Below are 18,393 nucleotides of genomic sequence, written 5' to 3'. Positions count from 1 at the left end.
CGAGGTTCACTCAGGCGATGTCATTGTCTTCCAGCCATCGGATGACCTCGTCCTCGTCGGGAAGCTCGGTGAAGCGCACGATCTCATCGCTGCCGACGAAGAAGAAGGTTCCGGTCACCTCGGTGATCTCCGGGTGCGCGCGCAGTATCGCGAACCGGTAGAGCGCCAGCTGCCACTTCATCACTTCGAGTACGTCGGCTTCGGGCTTCTTCGAGGTCTTCCAGTCGACGACCTCGGCGTGCCCGTCGGTGATGAACACGGCGTCGATCTTGCCGGGAACCCGGAACCTGCCGAGGACGAGTTCGAACGACATCTCCACATGGTCTGCTCTTCGAGTGGCGAACTCGGAGTCCAGGAAGGTCTTCTGCAGCCGTTCGATCGTGTCCGCGTCGATCGGTCGCGAGACCTCATCATCACCGATGTCGATGCTCGACTGCCCGAAATGCTGTTCGACCCACGAGTGGAAGGCGGTGCCGATCTCGGCCGCCCGGCTGGGCGGGGTCGGAATCGGTCGGAGCGTCTGGGTGCGGAAGCCCTGCGGGTCACGCCGCCAGGCGACCATCGCTGTCGCGGACAGGCGGTCGGGCATGCCCGCGGCCGAACCAGTCTCGGGTCGATCTCCGATGCGCAGAGCCTGTGCCGCATAGCGTCCGACAGGGCCGGGTTCTTCCGTCAGGGCCTCCAGGCCGACGTTCGGGCTCTCGTCGACCCAGTCGGCAGCTCTCTGAGCCGCTGCGACCTGGTTGGTGCGCGAGACCGGCCACGGGGTGGTCTCGATTCTGTCCTCCGCCGATTCGTCCGCCGGCTCGGGAATCTCCACCTCCGCTCCCAGCACTTCGATCGCCTCGGTGAGGAACGGGGAAGGCTCGTCGGGAACAGTTCTCGAGCCCATGAGCTCGGCACCGAGCCACAGATATCGTTTGGCACGGGTGAAGGCGACATACGCAAGACGCCGCTCTTCGGCCACATGGGCCTCGGCGATGCGCGGTCGGATGAAGTCCCCGATCCACTCGTCGAGTGCCTTCTTCGTCTCGAACTCGGCCTCTCGCAGGTCGAAGTCGACGAGATGCGCTCGGTCGCCGCGCAGCGGATACGGCAGGGCCGTGCGATCCATCCATCCTTCTTTGTCGCGCGGTTCGGTCGGGAAGTCCTTGACCACGAGTGAGGGGACGGCGACTGCATCGAACTCCAGTCCCTTCGAAGCGTGGACGGTCATGATGTTGATCGCATCGGCAGCGGCTGTCGGCTCCACCGTGTTGAGAGCATCGTGAGCCTCCATGAGACTGAGCCAGGACAGGAAGCCGGCGATCGAGGGGCGATCGTCGGTGGCCGAGTACTGGCTGGCCGCCGATAGGAAGGAATCGACGGCGGACCTGTGCAGATTGCGCAGGGAACCGCTGAGCCCCCAGATGTCCGAGTCGATGCCGGTCTCCGACATCGCCGTGCGGATGATCGCGGAGATGGTCCCGGTCCCGGACCGGATGGTGCGCAGCGCCCGGGCCAGCCTGACCAGTCGGTGCAGCGCTTCTCGGCTCAGCCCCGCGCCCTGGAAGTCCCCGACCAGCGTCTTCTCCGCTGCCGATCGCGCACCCTGGTCGAGGGCGCGTCGGACGTCGAGGAGTTCGTCGAGGCCCTCGACGATGGTCGCTTGGTCGATGGCTTCGACGATGACTTCCTCCGGGTCGGTCCCGGTTCCGACCCGCTCCGCCTGACGTCGTTCGGTCTGCCTGCGGGTGAAGGTCTGCAGTCCGGCGATGTCGCCGGCGCCGAGTCCGAGCATGCGCCCGCTGATGAGCCGCATGAGCTCGTCGCCGGCCATCGGGTCGACGGCCGCGGTGAGCACCGCCCTGAGGTCGGCGACGAAGGGATCGCTGAGAAGCCCGGACGATCCGTGCACATGGACTCCGAAGCCTGCGGCCTTGAGAGCGGCGGCGACGGGGGCGAAATGTGATCGTTTGCGACACAGCACTGCTTTGGTCGAGCCCTCGGGGACGGTGCGGAACCATTCGGTGAGTGCTCTCAGCCCGTTGGTGAGGTAGTCCGGATCATGAGCTCCCGAGCTGATCTCGATGCTCACCTGCCCGTCGCCGGCACCGTCGCGGGCAGACAGCGGGGTCTCGCTGCTGTCGCTCAGACCGTCGGCGATGCGATTGGCCACTTGCAGAATCGAGCAGTCATTGCGCCAACTGGTGCTCAGCGTCAGCGATTCGACGTCGCTGAAGTCCGCGGAGAAGCGGATCATGTTGTCGGCGCTGGCACCTCGCCAGCCGTAGATGGCCTGCCGGGGATCTCCGACGGCGGTGACGGCGGCGGAGTGGAAGAGGTCGCGCAGCAGTTTGAGCTGGGCGACCGACGTGTCCTGGAACTCGTCGAGGAGGACGATCTTCCACCGCGCTCTCTCGGCTTCGGCTGCGGCCGGCACGCGGTCGATGATCCGCTGCGCGAATCTCACCTGGTCGGAGAAGTCCATGGCCAGGTTCCGCCGCTTCGCATGCATATAGGCATCAGCCAATCGTGCCGTTCTGATCTTCGCCTCGATCTTCGCTCGTCGTCCGTTCGGGTCGACCGGTTTGCCTTTGCTGGACACGAGTGCGGCAAGACACTGCTCGAGGTAGTCGGTGACTTCCTCGACGCTTCGCCCATGATCGTTCATGGCTCCGGCCAGCGCGATGATGTCGGCGATCATCGTCTCCCGGGAGAAGTTGCCGGGGATCTCGTCCGGGGGTGTGGAGTCGATGAGGCTTCCCGCGAGGGTGTGTGCGGCGGCATCGTCGAGCAGCACCGTCTCGGGTTCGATGCCGATGCTGACCCCGTGTTCGCTCACGATCGAGGCGGCATAGGAGTTGTACGTCGACACTGTGGGATTGTCCAGGCCGGGCAGCGACAGGTCCTGGCCCTGCCCGAGCCTGTGCCGGAGTCGGGACAGGAGCACGCGGATGCGTCCTCCGAGCTCGCCGACGGCTTTGCGCGTGAATGTGAGTCCGAGGATCTCCTCCGGGGACACGTACCCGTTGGCCACCAGCCACACCACCCGTTGGGAGATGACGGTGGTCTTGCCGGACCCCGCACCGGCGGTGACCTTCATCGATTGCTGCGGGTCGGCTTCGATGATGAACCGCTGTTCGGGGCTGGGCGGGAAGGCCTGGGCGGGGTCGGCCGCCGTGAGTCGCGCGAGCTGCTCGGCGCTGAAACGCATCAGTTCTCCTCCAGCATCTTCGGTCCGATCGCAGGGCAGGACGAACGGACGGGACAGCTCTGACATTTCTCCGGCTCCACTCGGGCGGGGAAGGTCGCCGCTCGCATCCGGCCGGACACGTCGGAGATGAGCTCTCGTGCCCACCCCGGATCGTCAGCGATCTCGAGGGCCGGCTGCTCCCTGACGGTGCGAGAGGAGTTGCGCAGGAAGACGAGTTCGGCCCCGAAGGCGCGAGCGTCGAGCCTCTGATCCTCTCCGACCGTGATGGTTCCCGAGTTGATCGCCTCCTGGTACACGCCCAGCTGTGCGTGCCGGTCCATCTCCTTTCCGGCTACGACGTTCCTGCCCGTCTTGAAGTCGACGATCCGCAGGCCGCCCTCGACCTCCTCGACCCGGTCGAGGCGGCCGGTGACCTTCCACTGCCGTCCCTCGGCGTCGACGCCGACGGCGTAGACCTGCGCTTCGACTCCGACGAGCCTGCCGGGGGCGTTCACGATGTATTCGCCGAGGCGGTCGGCCATCTTCATCGCCACGTCGAGTTCGCGCTCGCGCTCCCAGTCCGCGTCGAACTCGAGTGACTCGAATTCCTGCTGCACATAGGCGCGGATCGCAGAGGTCGGCCCTTCGGGATGCTTCTCGGCGGCCGCGTGGATGATGGTGCCGAGGTTCTGGGCTGTGGAGCTCGGGCGGTCCCCGCCGTTGCGGGTGAGGAACCACCGCAGGGGACAATCGGTGAACGATTCGACCTGCGATGGCGAGACCCGAACGGTGTCGGCGGAGGTGTAGAGCGGCTCGGTCGAGGTGATGTCCTCGGATTCGCGCCACCGTTCCGGCCCTTCGACCGCCGGGCTCGCCGCCGACAGAGCTCTCATCAGCTGTGCCCAGGTCCGAGTCTCCTCGTCGGGAGAGGCCGCCTCGGCTGTGTGCGCGGCCTCGCAGTGGTCGTCGTTCCCGCGTTCCGGGTCCAGCTGCGCGTCTGCGCGGTGCGCGGCGGCCTGCAGCAGATGAGCTCTCGCATGAGCGGCCATCTCCGGCAGGGTCAGCGGGGGCAGTTCGTCCTCGTGGGTGATCGCGTAGCCGTCGGCCGCCTCGGTGCCCCTGACGGTCCCGGCTGCCAGAACGTCGAAGAACGGTGAGGGCTCGGTCTCCGCATCCGTCACGGCCGTGACGATCACCTGTTCCTGAGCCCGGCTCAATGCGGTGTAGAACAGTTCGCCCTCCTCGCGCAGATTCGTTCGCTTCGCGTGCGAGTGGTATCCGGGGTCTCCCGTCACCGTCACCCCGGTGGCCAGCACCGAGGCGAGATCGGTGAGACCGAGGATGCCGCCGCGCAGCTTCGGGTTGGGCCAGACTCCGTCGTTGACATCGGCGATGATGACCAACGGCACCCGCACATGGGCCAGCGAGGCGGGCGTACCGACCCGCACATGATCGGCGAATCCGGCGGTGTCGGCCAGGGAGTCCTGCGCGATGTCCTGTTCAGCGACGATTCCGGCGAAGGAGCGAGCGGTGAATCCGCCGCGGTCAGCGATCTTCTCGGCCAGCGCGAACAGGCGCAGCACCGAGTCCAGGTAGCCGTGGGTCACCGACTCCGGATCCCGCAGCGCCTCGGTCTGCCACCTCTGAGCCACTCCGGCGGCCTCCCAGATCGTCCACAGAGCCTGATGGGGATCGGCCGTCCCGACCTCGGCCGCTGCATGGAGCATGCGCGAGATCGTCGCCAGACCCTGGGGAGACGAATCGCCGATCGGACTGCGCAGGGCCTGGGCGAGCGAGGCCGTGCTGCTGGGCGCGGGGAACAGTCTGCGCACGGTGCGTCTGAAGCGGCGGATCTGCACCGGGTCGAGTCGGACATAGATGCTGCCGGCCAAGGACAGGGCGAGTTCGGCGATGGCCTCATCGTCGTCGAAGTCCGGAGGCGTCGAGAGCAGCTGCAGGAGCGGGGCGGTCGCCGGGTCGACGTTGAGCGGCTGCATCAGGGTGGCAATCGAGACTCCCGAGGCGCGCAGCTCGTTCGCGATCGTCCGAGCGGTCGCCGAATTGCGGCAGATCAGGGCGACATCCGACCAGGAATGCCCGTTCTCCACGAAGTTCGTGATCCGTCGGGCCAGATACCGGTGCCCCGAGGCATGTCCTTCGAACACGTGGGTCTCCACCCGTACTTCGGGATCGGACTGCGGATCCGCCTCCACGGGGGCGTCGTCCCCCGCCGGGGCGCCGGCCCCTGCGGGCTCTGCGAAGCCCGCGACCTCAGGACCAGCGGACCGGTCCCCTGCCCCAGCGGCGCCGTCCCCTGCGGCCTGCGGGCGAGGTCTGGGCATGTGTCCCAGGGACCAGCGAGTGGTGATCCTGCCGCCGAAGCCGTCGACGACCCGGGTGAGTCCCGGATGGGCGTCCCGCTGCCGGTCAAGGACGACGGTATCGAACTGCGTGTCCGTCGTGGCCCGGTCGATGATCGAGGCGTCCGCACCGTGGAAGCGGCCGGTCACCGTCTCCGGGGCTCCGAACAGGGCGAGGGCGCTGCCCCGACGCCTCAGCTGATCGAGGATCCCCCAACTGGCCGCCGGGAAGTCCTGCACGGCATCGGCGAGCACCACCGTCGGCACGGGATCGGGCGCGAAGGTCCAGGGTCTGCCCGCGGTCACCTCGGCGGGTTCGCGGAAGATCTCGAAGGCTGCGAGGGCGAGGACGGTGGCGGAGTCGATCCCTCCGTAGCCCGGCATCGACATGATGCCCAGATATTCGTCGAGGATCTCGGCCACGGCCGACCACCGAGGATCGGGATGCTGTGCGAGGACTCGATCGAGCGCGCTGCGTCCATAGTCGAAGACGAACTCACCGGATTCGGAACCGTTGTCCGCCGGCTCGGGCACACGCAGACCGAAGTCGAATTCCATCACGCGGTTGAGTGCGTCCCTGACTTCGGTGCGGAACGCCGAGGTCGACCGTACCTCTGCGGTGATCTCCGCGGGCCAGACGGGCGCGCGGACGTGGCCGAGCTCGTGACCGGCGAGGAGATCTGCGAGGAACACGTCCTGGTCGGCTCCGGAGATGAATTCGAGGTCCTCTCCGGTTCTCGTCGTGTGCGCGGCTCGGCAGATCCCGTATGCGAAGGAGGACAGGCTGCGGGCGGGGGCGGCCGACAGCACTGCATCCGCAGGCACCTCGAGGCGGTTACGCAGCACATCTGCATGCTCACGGTCGGGAGTGAGCACGAGGACGGAGGCGGGAGCGATCCGGGTCACCAGATGCGAGTAGAGCGATTCGAGCAGGCTCGTCTTCCCGGTGCCAGGTCGACCGATGATGTTCACGCAGCCGCCGCCGAGCAGAATGCCGCCCATCTCCTCCGTCATCTCTTCCATACTCGTATTCCACCACGAGCAGCTGACACGGCTCCTCGCGCCCCCGGATCCGGCGCGTCGCCGACTGACCCGCATGCCCGGTGAGGGGCAGGACGTCGCGTAGCATTGAAGAATGTCGAGTCCACAACAGAGATTGCCCCGTGACCAACGCCGCGACCAATTGGTGTCAGTGGCACGCTCCGTCTTCGCTACCCGTGGATATCGGACGACCTCGATGGACATGATCGCCGAGGCCGCCGGCGTGTCCAAACCCGTGCTCTATCAGCACTTCGATTCCAAACAGGATCTGTATCTCGCGCTCATCGACTCCTCGGCCGCACACCTCGACTCCCGTCTGGCGGAGGCGCTGGGTTCGACGTCCGATCCGCACGAGCAGGTCCGCGCCACCTACCGCGCCTATTTCGATTTCGTCGTCTCCCACCGTGAAGAGTTCGTCATCATCTTCAACTCGGATGTCTACGAGCCGAAGGCCGAGCAGAAGCTGCGCGCCCTGCGTGAGCGTTCGGCCGCCCGCGTGGTCTCGGCGCTGCAGAACTTCACGCGCCTCAACGACGACGAGGCCCAGCTGCTCTGCCGAGCACTCATCGGCACCGCCGAAGTCGTGGTCAAACAGCTCGACTCGCATCGGGGGGTCGATGTCGATTCCGCCGTGTCACTGCTGACTCAGATGAGCTGGGGCGGACTGCGGTCCTTCTCCCAGCGCTGAGCAGTCGCCTCCGCATCAGCCCAGAGCTGAATCCGACGGGAAGAAAACTCCCGTGAACTGACGTTAAGCTGAACACAGACCAGTCCATCATCTGCCACCTAGGATCCGCACAAGGAGCACCATGGAAATCAAGATCGGCGTCAAGCAGACTCAGCGGGAGATCACTCTCGAGACCGACGAGGACGCGAAGGCGCTTGCCGCGCGAATCGAGGAGAAGATCCAGTCCGAAGGGCTGCTGACGTTCACCGACACGAAGGGACGTCAGATCTTCGTTCCCGCCGGATCTCTCGGCTATGTCGAGATCGGTGCCGAAACCGCTCGTCGCGTCGGCTTCAGCGCCTGAGCGGCAGATCCCACCGCTCTCCTCGCAGCGACGAGACGGTCGGGAGGAAATGAAGACAGTCAGCGAAGGGCCCCGGTCGTGACCGGGGCCCTTCGCTGTCCGCGCGGTCATCGCTTTCCGCCGACTCCGGTGCCGGTCGGGGCGCCCGGCTGCGACGAGGTCAGGCGACGAGGCCGACGGCTGACATCCGCTTCGAATGGTTCGAGGTCACCGAGGGGATCATCTCGACCACGAGGTCTTCGTCGATGCCGAGGATCGGATCGGTGAGCAGGCTGCGAGCCCGACCGAGAGTCTCGGCGACGAGCTTGCGCCCCCACAGCGCCAGACGCGATGCCAGCTGTGTGTCCTCGGCCACCTCGGAGGTCAGACGATTGCGCGCATAATCGCTGGCCCGTGTATCATCGAGAATTGCAATAGCCAGGCTGTATCCGGGCTCCGCGAGTTCGTCCACAGCCGTGCGGTAGAAATCACTCATGATTCCGTCGAAGACGAATCCCTTCATGAGGCTTTCGTACCAGTCGCGAGGACGAGTCCTTTCAGCCAGAGTGCTGAAGGTCGGCTCGAAGTGCTGACAGAGCTCGATCACATCCTGGCCCATCTGATCGATGTGCTGTGAGAGCTGTTCGAAGTTCGCGAATGAATGAGAGGCCAACCGCGCCAGGATGACCTTGTCATCCAGATCCGCTGCGGTCGTCGCGTTGGTGGCCATACGTTCGAAACCGGTCAGCTCGCCGAACGCCAGAAGTGCGAGCGTCGCAGCATCATTCACAGCCAATGGGACAGAATCGGGCATAGCTCAAGACTACCGGTTCTGAGCCATGACAAGCGCACATGCGCTAAAAGGAGTTTGGAATATGGCGGAGACAGAAGCGGATTTCGCAGAGCTGGGAGTCGCCGGACCGATCGTGGCCTCGCTGGCCGCAGCAGGGATCACTCATCCCTTCCCCATTCAGGCGCTGACGCTGCCGGTGGCCCTCTCGGGCGCCGATATCATCGGGCAGGCGAAGACCGGCACCGGCAAGACCCTGGGCTTCGGCATCCCTCTGCTCCAGCGTGTCGTCGGCAAGACGGAGGACTCGTCGGTGACCTCCGATCCGGAGTCGACTCCCGACAGCCGGGCCGACACCGAGGAGATCCGCCTGCCGCAGGCTCTCGTCGTCGTGCCCACCCGTGAGCTCGCCAAGCAGGTCGCGGCCGATCTCGTCACCGCCTCCGTGCAGCGCGATATCGACATCATGACGATCTACGGCGGCATGGACTTCGACCCGCAGATCAGCCGCCTCAAGGCCGGCGTCGACGTCGTGGTCGGGACCCCGGGTCGGCTGCTCGACCTCTACGGGCGGAAGATCCTCAAGCTCCATCGGGTCCGCACCGTCGTCCTCGACGAGGCCGATGAGATGCTCGATCTCGGGTTCCTGCCCGATGTCGAGAAGATCATCAATGCGGTGCCCGCCCACCGTCAGACGATGCTGTTCTCGGCGACCATGCCCGGGGCGGTCATCACCCTGGCTCGCCGCTACATGAATCACCCCACGCACATCCGGGCACAGGACCATGAGGACCTGTCTCTGATGGGCAAGAACACCACACAGTTCGTCTACCGTGCCCATTCGATGGACAAGAGCGAACTCGTCGCCCGCATGCTCCAGGCCGAGGGACGCGGGCGCACCATCATCTTCACCCGCACCAAACGCACCGCCGACAAGCTGGCTGCCGAACTCGGCGATCGCGGTTTCGCCGTCCGGGCTCTGCACGGCGATCTCGGTCAGGCCCAGCGCGAGAAGGCGCTGAAGTCCTTCCGCGAGGGCAAGGTGGACGTGCTCGTAGCCACCGATGTCGCCGCTCGCGGTATCGACATCGACGATGTCACGCACGTGGTCAACTACCAGTGCCCCGAAGACGAGAAGACCTACGTCCACCGGATCGGGCGCACCGGCCGCGCCGGCAACTCGGGTGTCGCCATGACCCTGGTCGACTGGGACGACATGCCGCGCTGGCGGCTCATCAACAAAGCGCTCGGCCTCGACTTCGACGAACCCGCAGAGACCTACTCGACCTCGCCGCACTTCTTCTCCGACCTCGGCATCCCGAAGGGCACCAAGGGGCGTCTTCCACGCCAGCATGCCGAGGGCGAGGACGAAGCGAGCAGCGAGAGGAAGAGCCGCAGCTCCGATCGCAGACGCGGTTCCGGCCGGAGAGGCTCCGATGAGCGCCGAGGCGGGCCCTCCGATGGGCGCAGCTCGTCCGCCGGTTCCGGTGACGGGGAACGGAAGCCGCGTCGTCAGCGTCAGCGCCGCCGCACTCGCGGGGGCAAGCCGGTCAATCGGCCTCAGGGCGGCCGTCCGACGAGCGGAGCGAGCGAGGACTGATCAGCTCGCGCCACGCCACGCCCCCCACCACCTGGTGAGCCCCGCCCCCGGGTGAGCCTCGATGCCGGGTGAGCCCCGATCCGTCCCGCAGGGCCCCGACCGCACGGTCGGGGCCCTGCGTTCACTCTGTGTTCAATTCGACCCCCGATGCCGTTCAATTCGGTCTCCGATACTGACCGGACGCAATGTCATCGAGTACGAACGAGAGTGAGTCATTGTTCGGTTCACGCCGGTTGGACGAACAGTCCCCCGCAGCACCCACCCGGGTCGACTTCGCCCCCACCGGGGAACCCCTGCCGAGGCAGTCGCCACCGGCATCGGAGGCCCGCGCGGAAACGACTCCGCCCCGAACATCGGCAGGCAGCGCTGGGAATGGGAGGGGACATCGTTACGATGTCGACGTCATGCGCGTCCTCGCCGGACTGACCGTCATGGTCGGCCATTCCGGAGGAGTGCTCATCGGCCGCGCCGAGGAGGGCAGTGACGCCTGGTGGCTCGGACACCTCGCCGAGGCGGTCAACCCCTGGGCTGTGCCCATGTTCTTCATGATCGCCGGTTGGGCCGTGCTCGCAGGAGCACCTCCGCGCACCGAGGCGAAGATGTGGGATCGGATCGTCCGTCACCTCGTGCCGCTGGGCGCATGGTCGATCATCTTCGTCCTCGGCTTCAACCTCTTCGACTCCGATGAGGTCAACGTCCGCCACGACCTCGTGCGCAGCCTCCTCGAGGCCGGCCGGCCCGGTTTCCACCTGTGGTACCTCTATGCGTACATCCCGCTCATCCTCGTGTTCGGCACACTGGTCCTGTTCTGGAAGGGCCTGCGTCCGTGGAGGCTGGCAGCGCTTGCCCTCGTCCTCGCCGGATCGACCGTCTGGGCCCCCTTCGTACTCGAGGCCCTCGGCTCCGAGCAGACCGCGTGGAAATGGGGATTCGCGACCTATCAGGTCGTCTACTTCGTCATCGGCGCCTTCGTCATCCATCACGCCGCCGAGCTGCGCCCGCCTCTCTGGTCCCTGTGCCTGCTCTTCGCTGTCTCCGCCCTCGGCGTGCTGTGGTGGGAGTCTCGGAAGTCCTATCCGATCGAGAACGCGAACCCCCTCATCGTCGGTCTCGCGCTCAGCGTGATCCTCATCGTCTCCCGCCTCCGCCTCGGCAACCGGTCGAAGAGAGTGTTCACCCGCCTCGCTTCGGCCTCGTTCGGCGCGTTCCTGGTCCATGTGTTCTTCCTCGAACTCTTCTTCGAGCAGCTCTTCGACGTCGAGGCCGGACCGGCGCTTCTCGTCGTCCAGTATCTGGGTCTCCTCGCCGCCATGGCCGCAGCATCCTATGCACTCAGCTTCGCGTGGGGCAGGCTGCGCCTGCGCAGGATTCTCGGCTGAGCATGCTGTCTCGGCAGGGGCCGAGGCGCCTGAGTCATCAGCCTTGGATGAAGTCGACTCCCCTGGGCCGGGAAGCGGCACGGTCGAGCAGCCGGGCGAGCATGTGCTCGGTGGTGACGTGTTCGCCGAGGCGATTGGGTTTCCCCGTCCCGTGATAGTCGCTCGAGCCGGTGATGATGAGATCGTGCTCATGGGCGAGCCTGCGCATGGATTCCCGTTCCTGCGGAGGATTGTCCCGATGGTCGACCTCGAGACCGTCGAGGCCGGCGGCGATGAACTCCGTCATCGCGGAATCGGGGACGACACGTCCGCGCATGGCCGCGCGCGGATGGGCGAAGACCGAGACTCCGCCGGCTTCGCGGATGAGCCCGATCGCGGTGATCGGGTCGATCGTCGGCAGCGCCACATGGTACTTGCCGCGACTGGACAGGATCGAGGAGAAGGCCTCCGTGCGGGTCTCGACGACACCGGCCGCCACGAGGGCGTCGGCGATGTGCGGACGTCCGATCGTGGCGTCCTCACCGGAGACCGAGAGCACCGCGTCCATGTCGATCGGATAGTCCTCGGCCAGGCGCTCGATGATGAGGTGCGTGCGGTGCAGGCGCGCCCGCCTGGTCTCCTGCACGACCTCGGCCAGTCCCGTGTCGTAGGGGTCGTGGAGGTAGGACAGCAGGTGCACGCTGATGCCCTCGTACCGACAGGAGATCTCCATGCCGCGGACGAGTCCGAGGCCGTAGACCCGTGCGGCGTCCTCTGCCAGCGTCCAACCCGCCGTGGTGTCGTGGTCCGTGATGCCGACGACGTCGATGCCTTCCATCGAGGCTTCGGAGATGAGTTCGGAAGGAGTCTGGGTCCCGTCCGAGAATGCGGTGTGCACATGGAGATCGATGACCATGGTCACAGTCTATCTGCATCTGTCGTTCCGTCTTCCCCATGCGGACCCCGAGTCAGCCGGGCCGCCTAGACTGGGAGCATGACAGAGCAGAACTCAGACACACCAGACACGACTCAGGCACTCGCAGACCGCGTCAACAACCGCTCACACCGCCCGAATTCTCAGGCCTTCCGCGATTTCGTCGCCTCCGGGTGGGATCGCACCCCGCTCAATGCCGAAGCCCTCGCCGCCGCCGGATTCACTCCCGCACGCCGTGCCCAGGTCTCTGCCGCCTTCCCCGGAGAACGGCTCGTCGTTCCGGCCGGCGGGCTCAAGGTCCGGTCGAACGACACCGACTACCGTTTCCGGGCGCATTCGGCTTTCATCCACCTGACCGGTCTCGAGGCCGATTCCGAACCCGACGCCGTCCTCGTCTTCGAACCCTCCGACGACGGCCACGAGGTGACTCTGTACTTCCGCCCCCGTGCCGGTGCCGACACCGAAGAGTTCTTCTCCGACTCCCGCTACGGCGAATACTGGGTCGGCCCGCGAGCGGACCTCGCGGCCATGTCGACCATGACCGGCATCGCCACGGAGAACTCCGCCATCGTCGACGACGCCATCACCAAGGACCTCGGGGCCATCTCCGTGCGTCTCGTGCGCCAAGCAGATTCCCGCATCGACGGAGTCATCGACCTCGCCCGGACCCAGGTCCAGGCCGACCTCGAGACTTCTGAGGCCGGGGACGCAGAACTGGCGCAGACTCTCTCCGAGCTGCGCCTGATCAAGGACGACCACGAGATCGCTGCTCTGCGCGAAGCGGTCGCCATCACCCGTGCCGGCTTCGACAACGTCGTCGCCTCTCTGCCGCAGGCGGTCAGACACCGTCGTGGAGAACGCGTCATCGAAACCGCCTTCGAGACCGCCGCCCGCTCCGACGGCAACGGGGTCGGCTACGACACGATCGCGGCATCGGGCAACAACGCCTGCACTCTGCACTGGATCCGCAACGACGGTCAGGTCAGGGACGGCGACCTCGTGCTCGTCGACGCCGGCGCAGAAGCCGACTCGCTCTACACTGCGGACATCACCCGCACCCTGCCGGTGTCCGGCACCTTCACCGAGGTGCAGGCGAAGATCTACGATGCCGTGCTCGCGGCCTCCGATGCCGCCTTCGCCGTCGCCGCCGACCACGTCAACCGGCCGGTGAAGTTCAGGGAGGTCCACGAGGCGGCCATGGAAGTCATCGCCGAACGACTCGAGGAGTTCGGCGTCCTGCCCGTCGCCGCCGCGGAATCGCTCTCGCCCGAGGGTCAGCAGCACCGCAGGTGGATGGTGCACGGCACCAGCCACCATCTCGGTCTCGACGTCCATGACTGTGCGCAGGCCAGGGCGGAGATGTACCTCGATGCTCAGCTCGAGCCGGGGATGGTCTTCACCATCGAACCCGGACTGTACTTCAAGTCCGATGATCTGCTCCTGCCGGAGGAGTTCCGCGGCAACGGTGTGCGCATCGAGGACGATGTGCTCGTCACCGTCGAAGGAGTGGAGAATCTCTCCGCCGGCTTCCCCCGCACCCGCGCGGAGGTCGAGGCCTGGGTGCAGGGCCGATGATCGACAGCGGCCACGACGCCGGGTCGGCAGCTGAGAGGAGCGCCGGCCCGGTCCGCGGCCGTGGGATCCTCGAGGTCCCGGGGATCGGTCTCGGTCACGCCGGAGAGTTCTCCCGACATCGGCTGACCGGCCTCAGCGTGGTGCTGCCTCCCCCGGGATCGACCGTCGGCGTCGATGTCCGCGGAGGCGGACCGGCCACCCACGAGACCGATGTCATCGCGCCCGGCACGCATTCCTACGGCGCCGACGCCATCGTTCTCACGGGCGGGTCCGCACTCGGACTAGCCTCCGTCAGCGGAGTCGTCACGGCTCTCGCCGAGGCAGGCCGTGGTTTCCCCGCCCCGGGGCTGGACGACACGGTCATTCCGCTGGTTCCCGCGGCCGCGATCTTCGATCTCGGTCGCGGTGACGGCTCCGTGGCCCCGCCCACCCCGGAGGAAGGGTCTCTGGCCGCACGTGCAGCGCTGTCCGGGGATGGCGGAGACACCGGCGCCGAGGTGGTGCCCAGGGGCAGCCTCGGGGCGGGCCTCGGAGCGCGTTCGGGCTTCCAGACCCTGCGCAGCGGGCTCGGCTCCTTCGCGATCCGTCTGCCCAGCGGAGTCACGGTCGCGGCCCTGGTCGCGGCGAACTCCATGGGCACGATCGGCACTCCGACCGGAGGATTGTGGCTGGACCCGCTGCTGCGCTCCTACGGCCTCGATCTGCCGGCTGTGACCGGCCTGCCAGCGGCGCCCGGTCCGGGCACCGCTGCGAAGAATACGACGATCGCGGTCGTCGCCACCGATGCGGCGCTGGATTCGGCGGAGGTCACTCGCATGGCGGCGGGGGCGCATGCGGGCATCGCTCGTGCCGTGCAGCCCTCGCACACCCTCTATGACGGTGACACGGTCTTCGGCATCGCCACCGGGTCACGGGCGCTGCCCGAAGGCTTCGATCACTCCACCCGGGAGCTCGTCGCCATCACTGCCGCGGCAGCCGATGCTCTGAGCCTGGCGATCCTCGACGCCCATGCCGCGGCAGCGCCGGACGAAGCCGGATGGGGGCAGCCGCCGACTCTCGGCGCCGTCTCACCCGACTTCGTCCGGGCATTCACCGCCCTGTCTTAGCTGCTGCGGGCCTCTTCGGAGTCCAGTCCCCTGCGGTCGTCTCCGGTGACCTTCTTCTCCTGGTGCAGGTCGAAGCCGTCGCCGCGCAGCAGCTTCTGCGATTCGCTGCTGGCCTGCGCCTCGTCCTCGACCACGGTGAACCGGACGGTCTGAGTGAACTCACGGCCGTAGCGGTCGGTTGCAGTCACCTCGGCGGTGTGGGTCCCCAGGTCGAGGTCCGAGGGGATCTCGGCTCGCCACAGGTGGGAGCTCGACTGCCCGACGCTGCCGGAGGTGCGCAGGTTCTGCGAAGCCGTGTACGGGTCGGTGTACTCCCAGCCCTCGGCCAGTTCCTCTCCCCTGCCGGGCTGCGTATGCTCTGCCTGGTCCGGCCTCTTGCCGTCGAAGCTGACCTCGACTCGGGCGTCCGAGGTTCCCGCCAGGAAGCTCGAGGTCAGCCAGGTGTCGCCTCGTTCGAGGTCCTTCCGCGTGACGACTCGCTCCGAGATCGGCTCCGGGGCCGGACCGGTCTTGTCCGCGTCCTGCCATTCCTGAGCTTTCTGCGCCCAGTCGCGCCACTGCGGTGAGTTCACGCCGAGCAGCAGCTGATGGTCATCGGACTCGTTGCGGACGGTGTAGCGTTCGCTGCGCGCAGCACCGTCGAACTCGAGCGTGAGGACACCGGGCTCCGAAGCGTCCGAAGTGAAAGCGTACGGCAGTCCGTCGGCATTCAGGCCTCCGGAGTACCAGTCGCCGGAGACCGCACCGGCCACGATCTGGGTGTGGGAGAGCTCGTCGATCCCGGCGTCGGTCCATTCCTCGCGCCTCTCTCCGGCCACGAGATTCTCCTGAGTGTGCGTGTGACCGCCCACGGTCACTGTGTTCGGATAGTCGGCGATGACATCGTAGAAGTCCTCGGCGTTGTCGACCACGACCTCGCGGTGGGTGAGGATCGGCGCATGCGTGGCGATGACGACGTGGGCGTTCTTCGGGACGTTCTTCAGATCGTTCTCCAGCCAGGTCAGCTGTTCCTCAGTGATCTTCTCCTTGTACTTCTTCTGATTCGCCCTGCCCTCGTATTCGATGCTGTCGAGGACCACGAAATGGGTCTTGCCGACGTCATAGGAGAAGTGGGCCGGACCGAACTGGTCGCGGAACGTGTCGAGAGCATGGGAGTCGTCGACGGCGTCGTAGTCCTGGTCGTGGTTGCCGGGCGCGACCCGGACGGGACCGTTCATCTGCGAGTAGATGTCACGCAGTTCATCGTTGAGGCTGAGGTCATCGCCCACATTGTCGCCCAGCAGCAGCACGCCGCAGGCGCCGTAGTCATCACGATCGGCCAGGTCTCCGACAGCACCATCGCGGGCATAGCCGACCTCGGTCCGGTCATAGGTCTGCGTGTCGGAGGCGATCGGGCAATTCTGCTCCGATTCCGCCGAGGCCTGGGACTCGATCATCGGGAAATTCACGGCCTTCGGGGTCGGGCCCGTCGGTTCGATTCCGCCGTACTTGAGGTCCCCGGAGCCTTCCGGCAGATGGTTGTAGCTGAACTGCGCGACCTTGTCCTCGTCGACGGGGACCTGCCAACCTGCGGGCTGGGTGACGGAGACGGTCATGTTCTCGCGCACCGGCAGCGAGTAGCGACCGGCTCCGTCGGTCTGAACGACGTCGACCCCATTGGACACTGCGACCCCGGGGATGCCGCGTTCGTCGCCGTCGAGTTTCGAGTTCTCATTGACATCGTCGAAGACCTGGCCGGTGAATTGCTCCGGATCGGCCGCTTGCCCCCGGTCGACCTGCACATGTCCTCGGTAGAGTTCGGCCGGCGCCTCGGATGCCACCGCCGCTGTGGGTGAGAGCAGCGGGGCGAAGAGCGAGAGCGCGGCGCAGGCCCCCAGACCTGCGACGGCTGTACGGGGATGGATTCGTCGTGCGTGCATGGATGTCTCCTGTATTCGACTGTGGCTGCATCTGCCGAGTCACGACGCTAGGGAGACCGAGCGACGCCGAGGTGAAGCCATCAGGACGGCTTGATGAATCGCCGTCGAACCGGGTTGCCGGGCTCATGCCCCGGCCGCTGCCTCCCGCGCTGCCGGCGGTCCGGCCATCGTCGATGGCCGTCAGCTGTGATCTGCGTCGAATTCGGCGGCTGCGGCCCGCAGACGCACGGCCACCACGTAGTCTGAGATCATGAGTGGTCCACCGAAAAGAGTCTTCGTCGCCCGGCTGGTCTCCGCCCCCGTCTTCGACCCTCTCGGAGATCAGGTCGGGCGGGTCCGCGATGCCGTCATCGTCTATCGGGCGACCATGCGCCAGTTCCCCCGGGTGATCGGCCTCGTCGTCGAGGTTCCGGGCAGACGGCGCGTCTTCGTCCCGATGGGCCGGGTCACCGCGATCGACTCCGGCCAGGTCATCACCACCGGTCTGGTGAATATGCGTCGCTTCGAACAGCGCCAGTCGGAGACTCTCGTCATCAACGATCTCCTCGACCGTCGACTGCGTCTGCGGGAGGACGATTCGCCCATCCTCGTCGAGGATGTGGGGATCGAGCAGCAGGTGAACAAGGACTGGGAGGTCACCCGCCTCTTCGTGCGTCGGGTTCCCGAACGAAGCGCCTTCGCGGCCTTCCGCCGCCGCGGCGAGACGAAGCAGATCGATTGGACCGACGCCGACCATCCGGCCGACTCCGAGGTCGACCAGGAGGCCACCCAGCTCATCGCCGCCTATCAGGACACGAAACCCGCCGACCTCGCCGATGTGCTCTTCGAGATGAACTCGGCCAGGCGGCTTCAGGTGGCGCGGGCCCTCGACGACGAGCGCCTCGCAGATGTCGTGGAGGAGCTGCCGGCGGAGACGCAGATCGAGGTCCTCACCGGCCTCGAGACCGAACGCGCCGTGACCGTGCTCGAGGAGATGGAACCCGATGACGCGGCCGATCTCCTCGGTGAGCTCAGCGACGAGCAGGCCGAGAGATTCCTCGCGATGATGGAGCCCGACGAGGCAGAGGACGTGCGCACCCTGCTGGCCTATGACGATGACACCGCCGGCGGACTGATGACCACCGAGCCGGTGATCCTCACTCCTGAGGCCACGGTGGCCGAGGCATTGGCGCATGTGCGCAGGGAGGATCTGCCCGCGGCATTGGCCGCGGCGGTCTTCGTCTGCCGACAGCCGGTGGAGACTCCGACCGGAAAGTACCTCGGTCTCGTCCACATCCAGGAGATGCTCCGCCACCCTCCCCACGAGGCCCTCGGCATCATGCTCGACACCGAGGTCGAGCCCCTGTCTCCGGACACTGCTCTGGGAGAGGTCGCGAAGCTGCTGGCCGCGTACAATCTGGTGTCGGTGCCGATCACCGACGAGAACGACCGCCTCGTCGGTGTGGTCACCGTCGATGACGTCCTCGACGAGCTGCTTCCCGAGGACTGGCGCACCACCGGTCGAGACGATCCCAGAAGGGGGTAG

12 protein-coding genes are annotated in these 18,393 nt (G+C 66.5%); 7 read left to right on the top strand and 5 right to left on the bottom strand.

Features of this window, described 5'->3' with window-relative positions:
• Positions 1-10 precede the first annotated feature (10 nt).
• Positions 11-3,196: an ATP-dependent helicase gene (locus IHE57_RS13130; RefSeq protein WP_209373642.1), complete on the bottom strand. Its 3,186-nt coding sequence runs from the start codon at positions 3,194-3,196 to the stop codon at positions 11-13.
• Positions 3,196-6,558 (bottom strand): PD-(D/E)XK nuclease family protein, encoded by a 3,363-nt coding sequence (locus IHE57_RS13125; RefSeq protein WP_209373640.1) that lies wholly within the window; start codon positions 6,556-6,558, stop codon positions 3,196-3,198. The genes IHE57_RS13130 and IHE57_RS13125 overlap by 1 nt, the downstream gene beginning before the upstream one ends.
• Before the next feature lie 169 nt (positions 6,559-6,727).
• Here IHE57_RS13125 and IHE57_RS13120 point away from each other — a divergent pair, with 169 nt between their 5' ends.
• Both IHE57_RS13120 and IHE57_RS13115 read left to right on the top strand, forming a co-directional pair.
• Positions 6,728-7,264, top strand: a complete 537-nt coding sequence (locus IHE57_RS13120) for a TetR/AcrR family transcriptional regulator (protein WP_343071862.1) — start codon at positions 6,728-6,730, stop codon at positions 7,262-7,264.
• Positions 7,265-7,385: 121 nt separating this feature from the next.
• Complete coding sequence (locus IHE57_RS13115; RefSeq protein WP_209325063.1) at positions 7,386-7,607, top strand: DUF3107 domain-containing protein; 222 nt, start codon at positions 7,386-7,388, stop codon at positions 7,605-7,607.
• Between the two features lie 160 nt (positions 7,608-7,767).
• Here the strand turns inward: IHE57_RS13115 and IHE57_RS13110 are convergent, their stop codons facing one another.
• Positions 7,768-8,400: a ferritin-like fold-containing protein gene (locus IHE57_RS13110; protein WP_209325062.1), complete on the bottom strand. Its 633-nt coding sequence runs from the start codon at positions 8,398-8,400 to the stop codon at positions 7,768-7,770.
• Positions 8,401-8,461: 61 nt separating this feature from the next.
• Between IHE57_RS13110 and IHE57_RS13105 the strand changes: the two genes are divergently transcribed.
• Complete coding sequence (locus IHE57_RS13105; protein WP_209325061.1) at positions 8,462-9,976, top strand: DEAD/DEAH box helicase; 1,515 nt, start codon at positions 8,462-8,464, stop codon at positions 9,974-9,976.
• Between the two features lie 185 nt (positions 9,977-10,161).
• Complete coding sequence (locus IHE57_RS13100) at positions 10,162-11,355, top strand: acyltransferase (RefSeq protein WP_281389125.1); 1,194 nt, start codon at positions 10,162-10,164, stop codon at positions 11,353-11,355.
• 37 nt (positions 11,356-11,392) lie between these two features.
• Here the strand turns inward: IHE57_RS13100 and IHE57_RS13095 are convergent, their stop codons facing one another.
• Entirely contained in the window at positions 11,393-12,250 is an 858-nt protein-coding gene (locus IHE57_RS13095; protein WP_209325059.1) for a PHP domain-containing protein, read from the bottom strand.
• A 78-nt stretch (positions 12,251-12,328) separates the two neighbouring features.
• On the opposite strand from IHE57_RS13095, the gene IHE57_RS13090 reads away from it, so the two are divergent.
• Positions 12,329-13,843 carry an aminopeptidase P family protein gene (locus IHE57_RS13090; RefSeq protein WP_209325058.1) on the top strand — a complete coding sequence of 505 codons (1,515 nt, stop codon included), beginning with the start codon at positions 12,329-12,331 and terminating at the stop codon, positions 13,841-13,843.
• Positions 13,840-14,949 (top strand): P1 family peptidase, encoded by a 1,110-nt coding sequence (locus IHE57_RS13085; protein WP_209325057.1) that lies wholly within the window; start codon positions 13,840-13,842, stop codon positions 14,947-14,949. Before IHE57_RS13090 ends, IHE57_RS13085 begins: the two co-directional genes overlap by 4 nt.
• Here IHE57_RS13085 and IHE57_RS13080 read toward each other — a convergent pair.
• The gene (locus IHE57_RS13080; protein WP_209373638.1) at positions 14,946-16,868 is read right to left on the bottom strand and encodes a calcineurin-like phosphoesterase C-terminal domain-containing protein; all 1,923 of its coding nucleotides are present in this window, start codon (positions 16,866-16,868) and stop codon (positions 14,946-14,948) included. The genes IHE57_RS13085 and IHE57_RS13080 overlap by 4 nt on opposite strands.
• Positions 16,869-17,118: 250 nt before the next feature.
• On the opposite strand from IHE57_RS13080, the gene IHE57_RS13075 reads away from it, so the two are divergent.
• Entirely contained in the window at positions 17,119-18,393 is a 1,275-nt protein-coding gene (locus IHE57_RS13075; RefSeq protein ID WP_209325055.1) for a magnesium transporter MgtE N-terminal domain-containing protein, read from the top strand.

Source organism: Brevibacterium renqingii, from assembly GCF_017808105.1.
In the GTDB taxonomy this organism is placed as follows: domain Bacteria; phylum Actinomycetota; class Actinomycetes; order Actinomycetales; family Brevibacteriaceae; genus Brevibacterium; species Brevibacterium renqingii.
This window is presented reverse-complemented; position numbering and strand designations above follow the sequence as displayed.